This window comes from Rhizobium sp. CNPSo 3670 (assembly GCF_057784555.1).
Genome location: NZ_JBXSOL010000011.1, coordinates 137,919 through 153,611 on the forward strand (window position 1 = coordinate 137,919; position 15,693 = coordinate 153,611).

The 15,693-nt window shown below is 61.4% G+C and carries 13 protein-coding genes; all 13 read left to right on the forward strand.

Annotation, left to right across the window (positions count from 1 at the left end; all coding sequences use genetic code 11):
• The first annotated feature begins 313 nt into the window (after positions 1–313).
• The gene (pcsA, locus tag AC13QO_RS14025) at positions 314–1,042 is read left to right on the forward strand and encodes a phosphatidylcholine synthase (RefSeq protein WP_488540910.1); all 729 of its coding nucleotides are present in this window, start codon (positions 314–316) and stop codon (positions 1,040–1,042) included.
• 12 nt (positions 1,043–1,054) lie between these two features.
• Complete coding sequence (locus AC13QO_RS14030; RefSeq protein WP_183703251.1) at positions 1,055–2,035, forward strand: quinone oxidoreductase family protein; 981 nt, start codon at positions 1,055–1,057, stop codon at positions 2,033–2,035.
• Between the two features lie 39 nt (positions 2,036–2,074).
• The gene (locus tag AC13QO_RS14035; RefSeq protein WP_488540911.1) at positions 2,075–3,643 is read left to right on the forward strand and encodes an ABC transporter ATP-binding protein; all 1,569 of its coding nucleotides are present in this window, start codon (positions 2,075–2,077) and stop codon (positions 3,641–3,643) included.
• Positions 3,633–4,718, forward strand: a complete 1,086-nt coding sequence (locus AC13QO_RS14040; RefSeq protein ID WP_285195423.1) for an ABC transporter permease — start codon at positions 3,633–3,635, stop codon at positions 4,716–4,718. Before AC13QO_RS14035 ends, AC13QO_RS14040 begins: the two co-directional genes overlap by 11 nt.
• Positions 4,715–5,635, forward strand: a complete 921-nt coding sequence (locus AC13QO_RS14045) for an ABC transporter permease (protein ID WP_285195422.1) — start codon at positions 4,715–4,717, stop codon at positions 5,633–5,635. Before AC13QO_RS14040 ends, AC13QO_RS14045 begins: the two co-directional genes overlap by 4 nt.
• 42 nt (positions 5,636–5,677) lie before the next feature.
• A complete protein-coding gene (locus tag AC13QO_RS14050) occupies positions 5,678–6,754 on the forward strand; it encodes a BMP family ABC transporter substrate-binding protein (protein ID WP_488540912.1) in 1,077 nt (358 codons plus the stop codon).
• A 143-nt stretch (positions 6,755–6,897) separates the two neighbouring features.
• Positions 6,898–7,860 (forward strand): galactofuranose ABC transporter, galactofuranose-binding protein YtfQ, encoded by a 963-nt coding sequence (gene ytfQ, locus AC13QO_RS14055; RefSeq protein ID WP_085778145.1) that lies wholly within the window; start codon positions 6,898–6,900, stop codon positions 7,858–7,860.
• A 118-nt stretch (positions 7,861–7,978) separates the two neighbouring features.
• A complete protein-coding gene (ytfR, locus tag AC13QO_RS14060; protein ID WP_488540913.1) occupies positions 7,979–9,502 on the forward strand; it encodes a galactofuranose ABC transporter, ATP-binding protein YtfR in 1,524 nt (507 codons plus the stop codon).
• The gene (locus tag AC13QO_RS14065) at positions 9,499–10,503 is read left to right on the forward strand and encodes an ABC transporter permease (protein ID WP_085778147.1); all 1,005 of its coding nucleotides are present in this window, start codon (positions 9,499–9,501) and stop codon (positions 10,501–10,503) included. Before ytfR ends, AC13QO_RS14065 begins: the two co-directional genes overlap by 4 nt.
• Before the next feature lie 5 nt (positions 10,504–10,508).
• On the forward strand, positions 10,509–11,477 hold the full coding sequence (yjfF, locus tag AC13QO_RS14070; protein WP_085778148.1) for a galactofuranose ABC transporter, permease protein YjfF: 969 nt from the start codon (positions 10,509–10,511) through the stop codon (positions 11,475–11,477).
• Positions 11,478–11,491: 14 nt separating this feature from the next.
• On the forward strand, positions 11,492–12,268 hold the full coding sequence (locus tag AC13QO_RS14075; RefSeq protein WP_285195417.1) for a FadR/GntR family transcriptional regulator: 777 nt from the start codon (positions 11,492–11,494) through the stop codon (positions 12,266–12,268).
• A gap of 83 nt (positions 12,269–12,351) precedes the next feature.
• Positions 12,352–13,713 carry a bifunctional UDP-N-acetylglucosamine diphosphorylase/glucosamine-1-phosphate N-acetyltransferase GlmU gene (gene glmU / locus AC13QO_RS14080; RefSeq protein WP_285195416.1) on the forward strand — a complete coding sequence of 454 codons (1,362 nt, stop codon included), beginning with the start codon at positions 12,352–12,354 and terminating at the stop codon, positions 13,711–13,713.
• Positions 13,714–13,822: 109 nt separating this feature from the next.
• The gene (gene glmS, locus AC13QO_RS14085) at positions 13,823–15,649 is read left to right on the forward strand and encodes a glutamine--fructose-6-phosphate transaminase (isomerizing) (RefSeq protein ID WP_488540914.1); all 1,827 of its coding nucleotides are present in this window, start codon (positions 13,823–13,825) and stop codon (positions 15,647–15,649) included.
• Positions 15,650–15,693 lie beyond the last annotated feature (44 nt).

Sequence of the window (15,693 nt, forward strand, 5' to 3'; positions counted from 1 at the left end):
CTTATCGGATGCGAGGCAGATATTACATATCCGGCCGGAATTAAAGGCATTCCATTCCACGCAGCGCTTATGAAAGGAAATATGCGTGTCCCTGTCAGGATTCAATGGTTGGCGGGGAATGTCATATTTCCCGCTGGCGAAGCCCGCCAAAGGATGCATATTAGAGCGGCGCGCCGCAATTGGATGCTGATTTCGGCAAAAGCGGTGCGACAACAAAGACCTACGCCGTCGAGCCCGATTCAGGAGCAGGGTCAGGTGACGATGGCGATAAAAAACGCTTGCCAGGGCGAGCGCGACAGGCGGTCGGGGGGTTATGAAGATTTTTAATTACAAGCGTGTTCCTTACGCGGAAATGCGCGCCTTTTCCGTTCATATCCTGACGGCTTCCGGCTCCTTCCTCGCCTTCCTCGGCGTGGTCGCCGCCGCCGAGCACCGCTTCATCGACATGTTCTGGTGGCTGGGTCTGGCTCTACTGGTCGATGGCATCGATGGGCCGATTGCACGCAAGGTGCGTGTCAAGGAGGTGCTGCCGAACTGGTCGGGCGATACGCTCGACAATATCATCGATTACGTTACCTATGTGCTCCTGCCGGCCTTCGCGCTCTACCAGAGCGGCATGATCGGCGAACCCTGGTCCTTCGCCGCCGCCGGCATGATCGTCGTCTCCAGTGCCATCTATTACGCCGACATGGGCATGAAGACCGACGAGTATTTCTTCTCCGGCTTTCCCGTCGTCTGGAACATGATCGTCTTCACCCTGTTCGTCATCGATGCCAGCGTGACGACGGCGCTCGCCGTCGTCACGATTTCGGTGGTGCTGACCTTCCTGCCGATCAATTTCCTCCATCCGGTCAGAGTGAAAAGACTGCGCCCGCTCAATCTCGGCGTCTTTTTCCTGTGGTCGGCGCTCGGCGTCTATTCGCTGCTGATGCATTTCGAAACGCCGCAATGGGCGCTCGTTCTCTTCATTGTGACCGGGCTCTATCTTTACGTCATCGGCGCGGTGCTGCAATTCTTCCCCGCCCTTGGACGCGAAGCTTGAAGGACAGCCAAGATGACGAAAACGCAGGCGGTTTCATTTTCGAAGACGGGCGGACCTGATGTCTTCGACTTTGTCGAAGTCGATCTTCCCCAGCCCGCTGCCGGGGAGGTGCAGATCCGGCAGGCGGCGATCGGCCTCAACTTCATCGATGTCTACTTCCGCAACGGCTCCTATAAGGTACCGCACCTTCCCTTTGTCACCGGCAAGGAGGGCGCCGGCACCGTCACGGCAGTGGGCCCCGATGTTACCGATTTCAGACCGGGCGACCGGGTCGCCTATGCCAGCGCCGACGGCGCCTATAGCGCCGAGCGCAATATCGAGGCACGCCATCTGGTGCATGTGCCTGACGGCATCGAGCTCGAAACGGCGGCAGCGATGATGCTGAAAGGCATGACCGCCGAATATCTCTTGAACCGCACCTTCAAGGTCGGCCCTCAGACCGTCCTTCTGTTCCATGCCGCAGCCGGCGGAGTCGGTCTGATCGCGGGCCAGTGGGCGAAGGCGCTCGGCGCCACGGTCATCGGCACGGCTGGATCCAAGGAGAAGGTCGAGCTGGCACTCGCCCACGGCTACGACCATGTGATCAACTATAAGAGCGAGGATTTCGTCGGCCGCGTCCGCGAGATAACGGGCGGCAAGGGTGTCGATGTCGTCTATGATTCGATCGGTCGCGATACTTTTCCGCAGTCGCTCGATTGTCTGAAGACGCGCGGCCTTTTTGCCTCCTTCGGCCAATCTTCCGGGCCGATCGAGAATTTCACCCTCGCCATGCTGGCCCAGAAAGGGTCGCTCTTTGCGACGCGCCCGACGCTCTTCACCTATATCGCCACGCGTCAGGAATTGGACGATAGTGCAAAGGCGCTATTTGATGTTGTGCAAAGCAACAAAGTGCGTATCAATGTCAACCAAACCTATCCGCTGCGTGAGGTTGGACAGGCTCACGCGGATCTGGAAGCAAGAAAAACGACAGGAACGACGCTGCTGATTCCATGAGATCCGAACGGACCGGTTGGCAGAAGAAATGAGGGGAACGTGTCTGCATTGAATGTGCCGGATCCCGGTGCGTTGTTATCCGTCCAGAAGCTGACGAAGTTCTTCGGTGGCTTTGCCGCCTGCAATGACATCGATCTCGACATAGCGCCGGGCGAGATTCATGCGCTTCTCGGCGAAAATGGCGCAGGCAAGTCCACGTTGGTCAAGATGCTGTTCGGTGTTCTCGAGCCGACGCACGGGCAGATCCTTTGGGAAGGCAGTCCCGTCGTCATCGCCTCGCCGGGCGAAGCCCGCAAGCACGGCATCGGCATGGTCTTCCAGCATTTCTCGCTGTTCGAGGCCCTCACGGTGGCCGAAAACATCGCGCTATCGCTCGATGACGCCATCCCGATCGACCGTATCGCCGAGGAGGCGAGGGCGCTGTCGGTCACCTACGGCCTGCCGCTCGATCCGCATGCCCATGTCGCCGATCTTTCCGTCGGCGAGCGCCAGCGCATCGAGATCGTCCGGGCGCTGCTGCAGAATCCGAAGCTGATCATTCTCGACGAACCGACCTCGGTGCTGACGCCGCAGGAGGCCGACAGGCTGTTCGAGACGCTGTTCAAGTTGCGCGCCGAGGGGCGCTCGGTTCTTTATATCAGCCACCGTCTGGAGGAGGTGCAGCGCATCTGCGATCGCGCCACCGTGCTGCGCCATGGCCGGGTGACCGGCGCCTGCGATCCCAGGCAGGAAACGCCGGCCTCGCTCGCCCGCATGATGGTCGGCAGCGAAGTGGCGACGGTCACCCATCCCGAGCGCAGCGACAGGGGCGAGGTGCAGCTTGCCGTTTCGAACCTGTCGGTTTCCCCGCGTACGCCCTTTGCCATGCCGCTGCGCGACGTCTCCATGACGGTGCGTGCGGGCGAAATCCTCGCGATTGCCGGGGTCGCAGGCAACGGCCAGAGCGAGTTGTTCGACGCGCTGTCGGGCGAGTATCCGGTTGCCTCAGCCGAAGCGATCATCATCCGCAAGAAGTCGGTGGGCACTCAGGGCATTACCGCGCGTCGCCTGCTTGGCGCCGGTTTCGTGCCGGAGGAGCGGCACGGGCACGCTGCCGTTTCCACCATGAAGCTGTCCGACAATCTGGTGCTGGCCCGCAGCCAGTCGGATCGCAAAGCCTTTCTGGGCGCGCTCGGCATCATCCGGCAGGGCGCGGTCAGGTCTGCGGCGCGGCGCATTTCCGAAGCGATGGATGTCCGTAAGAGCGGTGACGATCCCGCCGCCGGCTCGCTCTCCGGCGGCAATCTGCAGAAATTCATCGTCGGCCGCGAACTCGACCGCCAGCCGGCCGTGCTCGTCGTCAACCAGCCGACCTGGGGCGTCGATGCGGGGGCGGCAACCCGCATCCGCCAGGCGCTCGTCGATCTTGCAAAGGCCGGCTCCGCCGTTGTCGTCATCAGCCAGGACCTCGACGAAATCTTCGAAGTGGCAACCGATATCGCCGTCATCTCCGAAGGGCGCCTTTCCCGGTCCTATCCGGCAGGCGAACTGACCCGCGAAAAGATCGGCCTGCTGATGGGCGGCCTGCATGAAGGCAGCTCGGCCGCGGAGACTGCCCATGCGCATTGAACTGGAAAAACGTCCCGACGTCTCGAAGCTCTTTGCTTTCGTCTCGCCGCTCCTGGCGCTTGCCCTGACGCTCGCCTTCGGCGCCATCATGTTCTCTACACTCGGCAAGGATCCGGTTGAGGCGCTGGACGCCTTCTTCGTCGAGCCGCTGCTCGAGGTCTGGTCGCTGCACGAGCTGGCGATCAAGGCAGCACCGCTGATCCTGATCGCCGTCGGCCTTGCCGTCAGTTACCGCTCGAACAATTGGAACATCGGCGCCGAGGGGCAGTTCACCATCGGCGCCATCACCGGCTCCTATCTGCCGATCGTCTTCTACGACTGGCATTCGCCTCTCGTCCTGCCGTTGATGCTGCTGCTCGGCGCGCTCGGCGGCGCCCTTTTTGCCGCCATTCCGGCGCTGTTGAAGGCGCATTTCAACACGAATGAGATCCTGACGTCGCTGATGCTGGTCTATGTCGCCCAGCTTTTCCTCGACTGGCTGGTCCGGGGCGCCTGGCGCGATCCGAAGGGATTCAACTTTCCTGTTTCGCGCGATTTCGCGCCGGAGGCGGTGCTGCCGGCGATCTGGGAAGAATCGGGCCGCGCTCATTGGGCCTTCATCTTCGCCATCATCGCGGCGATCGGCGTCTGGTTCATGCTGCGCTTTACGTTGAAAGGTTTCGAGGTCGTCGTCCTCGGCCAGTCGGAGCGGGCAGGGCGTTTTGCCGGCTTCTCGTCGAAGAAGATGATCTGGTTTAGTTTCCTCTTCTCGGGCGCGCTTGCCGGCCTTGCCGGAATCTCTGAGGTCTCCGGTTCGATCGGCCACCTGCAGCCCGCCATCTCGCCGGGCTACGGCTTCACCGCTATCATCGTCGCCTTCCTGGGCCGGCTCAATCCGCTCGGCATCATCGCGTCTGGCCTGGTGCTGGCGCTGACCTATCTCGGCGGCGAAGCGGCGCAGCTGTCGCTTGGCGTCTCCGACAAGGTCACCCGCGTCTTCCAGGGCCTGCTGCTCTTCTTCGTGCTCTCCTGCGATACGCTGATCTACTACAAAATCCGCATCGTCTGGTCGCGGGTCAGGGGCGTGGGAGCATGAGCATCTTCGAAGCCATTCTTCTGACCGTTATCACTGCCTCGACGCCGCTCGTGATCGCCGCGCTCGGCGAACTGGTGACGGAGCGCTCCGGCGTTCTGAACCTCGGCGTCGAAGGCATGATGATTATGGGCGCAGTCGCCGCTTTTGCCGGCGCGCAGACGTCGGGCTCGCCCTATGTCGGGATTATCTGCGGCATAGCGGCGGGTGCGCTGTTCTCGCTGCTGTTCGCCTTCCTGACGCTGACGCTGGTGGCCAATCAGGTGGCGACGGGACTGGCGCTTACGCTTCTCGGCCTCGGCGCATCGGGCATGCTCGGCGAGCCCTATGTCAGCGTTCCCGGCATTCGCCTCGAAGAGATCGTCATTCCCGTCCTGTCGGATATTCCCGTCATCGGCCATGTTCTGTTCAGGCAGGATCTGATCTTCTATCTGTCGATTGCACTTGTGATCGGCGTCAGCTGGTTCCTGTTCCGCAGCCGGGCCGGGCTGAAACTGAGGGCGATCGGCGACAGTCATACGTCGGCCCATACCCTCGGCATCGGTGTCATCCGCACGCGTTACCTGGCGGTGATGTTCGGCGGCGCCTGCGCCGGTCTTGCCGGCGCGCAGCTCTCGCTCGTCTACACGCCGCAATGGGCGGAGAACATGTCGGCCGGCCGCGGCTGGATCACCCTGGCGCTTGTCGTTTTCGCCTCCTGGCGCCCATGGCGGGTTTTTGCCGGCGGATATCTCTTCGGCGCGGTCACCATCCTGCAGTTGCACGCGCAGGCCTTCGGTCTCGGAATTCCCGCGCAGTTCCTTTCGATGCTGCCCTATGCCGCGACTATTGTGGTTCTCATCATCATTTCTCATAATCGGCGCACGACGTTGATCAACACGCCCGCATCGCTTGGGAAGGCCTTCGTGCCGGAGCGATAGAGGACGGGTTTCCGCAATAACTTCAAACCAACAGGGGTAACCATGAAGAAGTTCGCATTTGCACTCGCCGCCTCGGCCGCCGCCCTGATCGGCATTTCCTCCGCCGCTCAGGCCGCGGAGAAGACGAAGGTCTGCTTCGTCTATGTCGGTTCGCACACCGATGGCGGCTATTCGCAGGCCCACGATCTCGGCCGCCAGCAGGTCCAGGCCGAATTCGGCGACAAGATCGAAACGCCTTATCTCGAAAACGTGCCGGAAGGTCCGGACGCCGAGCGCGCCATCGAACGTCTGGCCCGTTCCGGCTGCAAGCTGATCTTCACCACGTCCTTCGGCTTCATGGATGCGACGGTTAAGGTCGCCGCCAAATTCCCGAAGGTCAAGTTCGAGCATGGCACCGGCTACAAGACTGGCCCGAATCTCGCGACCTACAACTCGCGATTCTATGAAGGCCGCTACATCCTCGGCCAGATCGCCGCCAAGACTTCGAAGAATCATGGCGCCGCCTACATCGCTTCGTTCCCGATTCCCGAAGTGGTGATGGGCATCAACTCCTTCGAGCAGGGCGCTAGGTCGATTGATCCGAGCTTCAAGCTGAAGGTCATCTGGGTCAACACCTGGTTCGACCCCGGCAAGGAAGCCGATGCGGCCAAGGCGATGGTCGACCAGGGAGTCGACGTCTTGACGCAGCACACCGATACGACAGCGCCGATGCAGGTTGCCGAAGAACGCGGCATCCACGCCTTCGGCCAGGCGTCAGACATGATCGCAGCCGGCCCGAAGGCGCAACTGACGGCGATCGTCGACACCTGGGGCGCTTACTACTCCAAACGCGTTCACGCGCTCCTCGACGGCACCTGGAAGTCGGAACAGAGCTGGGACGGCCTGAAGGACGGCATTTTGAAGATGGCGCCCTACACCAACATGCCTGACGATGTGAAGAAAATGGCCGAGGAAACCGAAGCCAAGATCAAATCGGGCGAGTTGCATCCCTTCACCGGCCCGATCAACAAGCAGGATGGCACGCCATGGCTGAAGGCTGGCGAGAAGGCCGATGACGGCACGTTGCTCGGCATGAACTTCTATGTCGAAGGCGTGGACGACAAGCTGCCGGCGCAATAATTCCCCCGGCTTTCTACAACTTCCAAGGGCGTCCTGGCGGGCGCCCTTTTTTCTGCTGTAACGCTAAAAAAAGTGATTGCCAAAAGTAATACTATATGATTTTTTGACCCTGCGCCGCGAAGGAGCGGCATTGGGAGGATATCATGAAATTGAAGACTGCACTTTTGAGTGCCACGGTTCTGGCTGCTTGCATGTTCGGTTCGGCTTCGGCTGGCGGCTTGACGGTCGGCTTCTCGCAGATCGGCTCGGAATCGGGCTGGCGTGCGGCTGAAACCACTGTCACCAAAGAACAGGCCAAGAAGCGCGGCATCGATCTGAAGTTTGCCGACGCGCAGCAGAAGCAGGAAAATCAGATCAAGGCATTGCGCTCGTTCATTGCTCAGGGCGTTGATGCCATTCTGATCGCTCCGGTTGTTGAAACCGGCTGGGACGACGTTCTGAAGGAAGCCAAGGAAGCCAAGATCCCGGTCATCCTTCTCGACCGCACCATCAAGGCTCCGGACGATCTGTACCTGACGGCCGTGACCTCGGACCTCGTTCATGAAGGCAAGGTCGCAGGCGACTTCCTGGTGAAGACCGTCGGCGACAAGAAGTGCAATGTCGTCGAACTGCAGGGCACCACCGGTTCCTCGCCGGCGATCGCCCGCAAGAAGGGCTTCGAAGAAGCCCTTGCCGGCCACGACAACCTCAAGATCGTTCGCAGCCAGACCGGTGACTTCACCCGCACCAAGGGCAAGGAAGTCATGGAAAGCTTCCTGAAGGCCGAAAATGGCGGCAAGGACATCTGCGCGCTCTATGCCCACAACGACGACATGGCCGTCGGCGCCATCCAGGCGATCAAGGAAGCCGGCCTGAAGCCCGGCAAGGATATCCTTGTCGTCTCTATCGACGCCGTGCCGGATATTTTCAAGGCGATGTCGGAAGGCGAGTCCAACGCCACCGTCGAGCTGACGCCGAACATGGCTGGTCCTGCCTTCGACGCGCTCGAAGCCTATCTGAAGGACAAGAAGGCTCCGCCGAAGTGGATCCAGACCGAGTCCAAGCTCTACACGCCGGCCGACAATCCGATGAAGGTCTACGAAGAGAAGAAGGGTCAGGGCTACTGATTGAACCTGCAACCGCACTGGCCCACAATGGGCCGGTGCGGAACTGCCGGTGCCGGATCGGGCGGCAGCCCGGTCTTGGCGCGGGCGCACGGCGCAATATCAGGAAACAGCAGCCCTCATGGTTCACAATAACGAGAATATTCTCGCAGCCTCGGCCATATCCAAGTTTTTTCCCGGCGCCGTCGCCCTTGATAAGGTTGATTTCACGCTGCGCCGCGGGGAGGTTCATGCGCTTCTCGGCGAGAACGGTGCCGGAAAATCGACGCTGATCAAGTGCATCACCGGCGCCTATCATCGCGACGGCGGCAGCCTGATGCTCGACGGCCAGGAAATCAATCCGGCCAACACGCTCGCTGCCCAGAAACTCGGTATCGGGACCGTTTATCAGGAGGTCAACCTCCTCGCCAATCTAAGCGTCGCTGAAAACCTCTTTCTCGGACGCCAGCCGAGGCGTTTCGGCATGACCGACGTGCGTGCGATGAACCGCAAGGCGCGCGAACTGCTCGCCGGTTACGGCATCGATATTGACGTCACCGCCGAACTCGCCCGTTTCTCCGTCGCCGTCCAGCAGGTCGTCGCCATCGCCCGTGCCGTCGATCTCTCCGGCAAGGTGCTGATATTGGACGAGCCGACGGCAAGCCTGGACAACCAGGAAGTGGCGCTGCTCTTTCGCATCATTGAGGGCCTGAAGAAGCGTGGCCTCGGCATTGTCTTCATCACCCATTTCCTCGAGCAGGTCTATGCGATCAGCGATCGCATCACCGTGCTGCGCAACGGCAAGCTCGTCGGCACCCGTGACGCCGCCGAGTTGCCGCGCCAGGGTCTGATCGCCATGATGCTCGGCCGCGAGCTTGCCCAGGCGGAAGAGGCGGTCGGGGAACGCAGCATCGCGGCGGGCGAGGTCCGGTACCGCTTTTCCGGCTACGGCAAACGCGGCAAGGTCAAGCCCTTCGATCTCGATGTGCGCGCCGGCGAGGTGGTCGGCGTGGCAGGGCTGCTTGGTTCCGGGCGCACCGAAACCGCCGAGCTGCTCTTCGGCGTCGAACATGCCGATAGCGGCAGTGCGACGATCGACGGCCGGCCCGTCACCCTTTCCAGTCCGCGCGCCGCAATCGAAAAAGGTTTCGGCTTCTGCCCGGAGGACCGCAAGACCGATGGGATCGTCGGCGACCTTTCGATCAGGGAAAATATCGCACTGGCGCTGCAGGCTCGCCGCGGCTGGACCCGGCCGCTGTCGCGCGCCGAGCAGAACGCGCTCGCCGACCGCTATATCAAAGCGCTCGATATCCGCACCACCGACCGTGAAAAACCGATCCGGCTGCTCTCCGGCGGCAATCAGCAGAAGGCGATCCTCGCCCGCTGGCTGGCAACCAATCCCAAGTTTCTCATCCTTGACGAGCCAACCCGCGGCATCGATGTCGGCGCCCATGCGGAGATCATCCGGCTCATCGAACAGCTCTGCGCCGAAGGCATGTCATTGATTGTAATTTCCTCGGAACTTGAAGAGCTTGTCGCCTATAGTTCACGTGTCATCGTACTTCGCGACAGGCAGCATATCGCCGAATTGACGGGCGAGCGCATCACCGCAGCCGGTATCGTCGATGCCATCGCCGCCGCCGAGCACAAGAAGGAGGATGCATGAAATCCTCTCGCAATGGGCTGGCCTATCGCCTGGCGCCACAACTGATCGCACTCGTAGTCATTCTTCTGTTGAATTTCATAACGTCGCCGCAGTTTTTTAATGTCGTTGTTCAAAATGGACGCCTCTATGGCAGCCTGATCGACGTGCTCAATCGCGGCGCGCCGGTGGCCTTGTTGGCGATTGGCATGACGCTGGTGATTGCTACCAAGGGCATCGACCTGTCGGTCGGCGCGGTCATCGCCATCTGCGGCGCCGTTGCAGCTTCGTCGATTGTGTCCGGAAATTCAGTGACCTACACGATTTTGCTGACATTGGCGATCGGGCTTGCCTGCGGCGTCTGGAACGGTTTTCTGGTGGCGATCCTCAACATCCAGCCGATCATTGCCACGCTGGTGCTGATGGTTGCCGGCCGCGGCATTGCCCAGCTCATCACCGAGGGCGCGATCCTGACGTTCAACGATGACGGCCTGATCTTCTTCGGCAGCGGCTCCATGGCGCTCCTGCCGATGCCCGTTGTCATCTGGCTGCTCGTCGGTCTTCTCGTCATCCTGCTCGTTCGCCGCACGGCGCTCGGCATGCTGCTCGAGGCTGTCGGCATCAACCGCCGCGCCAGCACGCTTTCCGGCATTCAAACACCGGTGTTGCTGATGGCGGTCTATATGCTGAGCGGGCTTTGCGCCTCGATCGCGGGTATCATCGTCGCGGCCGACATCAAGGGCGCCGACGCCAACAATGCAGGTCTGTGGCTGGAGCTTGATGCCATCCTCGCTGTCGTCGTCGGCGGCAACTCGCTGCTCGGCGGGAGATTCAGCATTGTCGGCTCGCTGATCGGCGCAATGATCATCCAGGCGGTCAACACCGGCATCCTGTCCTCCGGATTTCCGCCGGAGTTCAACCTGATCATCAAGGCGGTCATTATCATTGTAATCCTCGTCATTCAGTCTCCGGCGGTGCAATCGCTCGCCATCTTCGCCAGCCGCCGGCAGGGCGGAAGGGAGTAGCCGAAATGAACTCCAAATATCTGCCGCTGCTTGCGACCATCGTCATCTTCGTGCTCGCTTATGCCGGCTGCACGCTGCAATATCCGAACATGCTGTCGACGCGCGTCATCGGCAATCTTCTGACCGACAATGCCTTCCTCGGCATTGCCGCCGTCGGCATGACCTTCGTCATCATCTCCGGCGGCATCGATCTGTCGATCGGTTCGGTCATCGCCTTCACCGGCGTGTTCCTCGCGGTGATCCTGCAGAACACCTCGATCCATCCGCTGCTTGCCTTTGCGCTGGTCCTCGTCATCACCACCGCCTTCGGCGCCATCATGGGCGCCATCATCCACTATCTCGAAATGCCGGCCTTCATCGTCACGCTTGCCGGCATGTTCCTGGCGCGCGGTATCGCCTTCGTGCTGTCGATCGACAGTATTCCGATCAACCACGACTATTATTCCACGCTGACGAGCCTCTATTGGCGGCTGCCCGGCGGTGGACGGCTGACGCTGATCGGCGCTGTCATGCTTCTGGTCTTTGCCGCCGGCATCTTCATCGCCCACCGCACCCGCTTCGGTACCAACGTCTATGCACTCGGCGGCGGGCCGCAGACGGCGCGGTTGATGGGCGTGCCGGTCGGCCGCACGACGATCCAGATCTACGCACTGTCGGGTTTTCTCGCTGGTCTATCCGGAATCGTTTTTTCGCTGTACACCTCTGCAGGATATTCTCTTGCGGCAGTCGGCGTCGAACTTGACGCCATCGCTGCGGTGGTCATTGGGGGGACGCTGCTGACCGGAGGAGCGGGCTTCGTGGCGGGAACCTTGATCGGGATTCTGATCCAGGGACTCATTCAGACCTACATCACCTTCGACGGCACGCTGTCGAGCTGGTGGACGAAGATTCTGATTGGCCTGCTGCTATTTGCATTTATTCTGATGCAGAAGGCGATCCTGTTCCTTTCCAGCCTGAACAAGAGGTATGCCTGAGGGGGGCGGGTCCTTTGCGCAACAAATTCATCGAGGCACGCAAGACAGGGCGCCGAACCCGGACGAGCCATGCACAGGTGGTCGACGAGCTCGGTAAGGCAATCGTCGCCGGCACCTATCCGGTCGGCTCGATCCTGCCCGGCGATACCGAACTGGCTCAACGCTTCAAGGTGTCGCGCACCGTCTTGCGTGAAACGATGAAGACGCTCGCAGCCAAGGGCATGGTTGTCGCCAAGGCGCGGGTTGGCACGCGCGTGACCGAGAAAACCCTCTGGAACATGTTCGACAGCGAAATCATCGCCTGGCACTTCGATAATGGCGTGACGGAAGAATTCCTGCTGCATCTTTACGATATCCGCCTTGCCGTCGAACCCTTCGCCGCAGGTCTCGTCGCCGAGCGCGCCAGCACCGAGGAAATCGAGATGCTTCGCGAACTGGCGCAGGAAATGGCGGCCAGCGGGCATACGGCCGACAGCCTGGCGCTCGCCGACCTGCGCTTTCACCTGGCGATAGCCGAAGCCTCGCACAATCCTTTCATGCGCACCCTCGGCAGCCTCATCGAAGCGGCCCTGGTCGGCATGTTCCGCATCAGCACGCCGCCCTCCGAAAACGGGTTCGCCAATATCGCCGATACCCACATGCGCATCGTCGATGCCATCGTTTCGGGCGACAGTGCCGCGGCTCGGCGTGCGATGGAGGTCGTGATCGTGGATGGCCGCGATCACGTGCACGAGGCCTTCGCGGCCCACGGCTCTCCTGTTGTCCTGGGGCCGATTTCACCCGCAATTTAACCCTGAAATGGATTTCCGATTTCGGGAATTATGCAGTATGAGGCAGAAAAGCCGCCTCATCACGCGGATTCGCGGAGCAGATCATGGAACGTACTTGTCTTGCCGTCATCCTTGCCGCCGGTGACAGCACGCGGATGAAATCTTCGAAATCGAAAGTGCTGCATCCGGTCGCCGGCCGTCCGATGATCGCCCATGTGGTGGAGGCGGTCGCCTCCGCCGGCATTTCCTCCGTCGCCCTCGTCGTCGGCCGCAATGCCGAGGAGGTGGCAAAGGCCGCAAGCATAGACGGTGTCGGCATCCAAGCCTGTCTGCAGAAGGAACGCCTCGGCACTGGCCATGCGGTGCTGGCGGCGCGCGAGGCCATCGCCAGAGGCTATGACGACATCCTCGTTACCTATGGCGACGTGCCGCTCCAGACCGACGGGCCGCTCAAGGCCGCCCGCCAGGGACTCGCCGACGGCAGCGACATCGTCGTCATCGGTTTTCATACCGACCGGCCGACCGGCTATGGCCGCCTGCTCGTCAAGGACGGCGAACTCATCGCCATCCGCGAGGAGAAGGACGCGACCGACGCCGAGCGGGCTGTGACCTGGTGCAACAGCGGATTGATGGCGATCAACGGCCGCAAGGCGCTCGATCTTCTCTCGCGCATCGGTAATGCCAATGCCAAGGGCGAATTCTATCTGACCGATCTCGTCGAGATCGCCCGTTCGCTCGGTGGCCGCGTCACCGCCGTCGACGCCCCCGAAATCGAGATGACCGGCTGCAACAACCGCGCCGAACTCGCCGTCATCGAACGCTTTTGGCAGGAGCGTCGCCGCCGCGAGATGATGCTCGCAGGCGTGACGATGATCGCGCCGGAAACGGTGTTCCTCTCCTACGACACCATCATCGCCCAAGACGCGCTGATTGAGCCGAACGTGGTCTTCGGACCCGGAGCCGTAATCGACAGCGGCGCCATCATCCACTCCTTCTCGCATATCGAGGGCGCCCATGTCAGCGAAGGCGCGACCGTCGGCCCCTTTGCGCGGCTGCGGCCGGGTGCCGATCTCGCCAACGGTTCGAAGGTCGGCAATTTCTGCGAGGTCAAGAACGGCCGGATCGGCGAGGGTGCCAAGGTCAACCATCTGACTTATATCGGCGATGCCGTGGTCGGTGCCGGCAGCAACATCGGTGCGGGCACGATCACCTGCAATTATGACGGGGTCAACAAGAGCGAAACGGTGATTGGGCAAAACGCCTTCATCGGATCCAATTCCTCGCTGGTCGCGCCGGTGACGATCGGTGACGGCGCCTATATCGCCTCCGGCAGCGTCATCACCGCCAACGTGCCGGCCGATGCGCTGGCGCTCGGACGCGCCCGCCAGGAGATCAAGCCCGGCCGCGCGACGCTGTTGCGCGAGCGTGCGCTCGCCATAAAGGCGGCGAAGAAGGCCAAGGTTTAAGCCCGCTTTGCGTAACCGGCGGAAATTCAAAGTGACCGCGGAGCCGATTGAGAAATAAGCGGAAATCTTTAGGACTGGCCTCAATATTGAAGCCTTATGGGGATATTGCATGTGCGGAATTGTGGGGATCGTCGGAACTCAGCCTGTCGCCGGGCGCCTGGTCGATGCGCTGAAGCGCCTGGAATATCGCGGTTATGATTCTGCCGGTGTCGCTACTATCCACGAGGGCGTGATGGATCGCCGCCGCGCCGAGGGCAAGCTCTTCAATCTGGAAAAGCGCCTCGACGCCGAACCGTTGCCTGGTGCGGTCGGTATTGCCCATACGCGCTGGGCAACCCACGGCGTGCCCAACGAGACCAATGCCCATCCGCATTTCGTTGAAGGCGTGGCCGTCGTTCATAACGGCATCATCGAAAATTTCTCAGAGCTTCGCGATGAACTGACCGAAGCGGGCGCGGTCTTCGACACTCAGACCGATACCGAAGTCGTTGCCCAGCTGATGGCGAAATATCTGCGCGAGGGGCTCGAGCCGCGCGCCGCCATGTTGAAGATGCTGAACCGGGTGACCGGCGCCTATGCGCTGGCCGTCATGCTCAAGGCCGATCCCGGCACGATCATGGCCGCCCGCTCAGGCCCGCCGCTTGCCGTCGGCTACGGCCGTGGCGAGATGTTCCTGGGGTCGGATGCGATTGCGCTTTCGCCCTTCACCAACGAGATCACCTATCTGGCCGACGGCGATTGCGCCCTCATCACGCGCGACGGCGTCGCCGTGCTCGATTTTGCCGGAAAGCCGGTCAAACGAGCCCGCCAGATCTCGCAGGCGACCGCCTATGTCGTCGACAAGGGCAATCACCGCCATTTCATGGAAAAGGAAATCTACGAGCAGCCGGAGGTGATCTCCCACGCGCTCAGCCACTATGTGGATTTCGCCGAGAACACGATCGGCGCCAATGCCGCCGCGATCGATTTCAAGGCGGCAAGCAGCCTTGCGATTTCGGCCTGCGGCACCGCCTATCTCGCAGGCCTTGTCGGCAAATACTGGTTCGAGCGTTATGCCCGCCTGCCTGTTGAGATCGACGTCGCCTCCGAATTCCGCTACCGCGAAATGCCGCTCTCGCCATCGCAGGCCGCACTCTTCATCTCCCAGTCGGGCGAGACCGCCGATACGCTGGCATCGCTGCGTTATTGCCGCGACAACGGCTTGAAGATCGGCGCTGTCGTCAATGTGCGCGAATCGACGATCGCCCGCGAATCCGACGCCGTCTTCCCGATCATGGCCGGTCCCGAAATCGGCGTCGCCTCAACCAAGGCCTTCACCTGCCAGCTCGCCGTGCTGGCGTCACTGGCGATCGGCGCCGGCAAGGCGCGCGGCACGGTGAGTGCTGAGGAGGAGAGGGGGCTGGTGCGCCATCTCGCCGAAATGCCGCGGATCATGAGCCGGGTGCTGAACCTGATCCAGCCGCAGATGGAAAGCCTGTCGCGTGAACTGTCGAAATGCAGGGACGTGCTCTATCTCGGCCGCGGCACCAGCTTCCCGCTCGCCATGGAAGGCGCGCTGAAGCTCAAGGAAATTTCCTATATCCACGCCGAAGGCTATGCCGCCGGTGAGTTGAAGCACGGGCCGATCGCGCTGATCGACGAGAACATGCCGGTCATCGTCATTGCCCCTTACGACCGCTTCTTCGAAAAGACCGTTTCGAACATGCAGGAGGTCGCAGCCCGCGGCGGCCGCATCATTTTCATCACCGATGACGCGGGTGCGGCGGCCTCGAAACTGCCGACCATGGCAACGATTACCCTGCCTGTCGTCGACGAAATCATCGCGCCGATGATCTTTTCGCTGCCGATCCAGCTGCTCGCCTATCACACTGCCGTTTTCATGGGCACCGACGTCGATCAGCCGCGCAACCTGGCGAAATCAGTAACAGTGGAATAAGCCTGCAAGGCCGCTGTCTTCGCTGCGAAACATATTGTGCGCAC

Bases quoted from the DNA above. Each gene is read 5' to 3' on its own strand.
- pcsA (WP_488540910.1), top strand. From the start codon at position 314: ATGAAGATTTTTAATTACAAGCGTGTTCCTTACGCGGAAATGCGCGCC.
- AC13QO_RS14030 (WP_183703251.1), top strand. From the start codon at position 1,055: ATGACGAAAACGCAGGCGGTTTCATTTTCGAAGACGGGCGGACCTGAT.
- AC13QO_RS14040 (WP_285195423.1), top strand. From the start codon at position 3,633: ATGCGCATTGAACTGGAAAAACGTCCCGACGTCTCGAAGCTCTTTGCT.
- AC13QO_RS14045 (WP_285195422.1), top strand. From the start codon at position 4,715: ATGAGCATCTTCGAAGCCATTCTTCTGACCGTTATCACTGCCTCGACG.
- AC13QO_RS14050 (WP_488540912.1), top strand. From the start codon at position 5,678: ATGAAGAAGTTCGCATTTGCACTCGCCGCCTCGGCCGCCGCCCTGATC.
- ytfQ (WP_085778145.1), top strand. From the start codon at position 6,898: ATGAAATTGAAGACTGCACTTTTGAGTGCCACGGTTCTGGCTGCTTGC.
- ytfR (WP_488540913.1), top strand. From the start codon at position 7,979: ATGGTTCACAATAACGAGAATATTCTCGCAGCCTCGGCCATATCCAAG.
- AC13QO_RS14065 (WP_085778147.1), top strand. From the start codon at position 9,499: ATGAAATCCTCTCGCAATGGGCTGGCCTATCGCCTGGCGCCACAACTG.
- yjfF (WP_085778148.1), top strand. From the start codon at position 10,509: ATGAACTCCAAATATCTGCCGCTGCTTGCGACCATCGTCATCTTCGTG.
- glmU (WP_285195416.1), top strand. From the start codon at position 12,352: ATGGAACGTACTTGTCTTGCCGTCATCCTTGCCGCCGGTGACAGCACG.
- glmS (WP_488540914.1), top strand. From the start codon at position 13,823: ATGTGCGGAATTGTGGGGATCGTCGGAACTCAGCCTGTCGCCGGGCGC.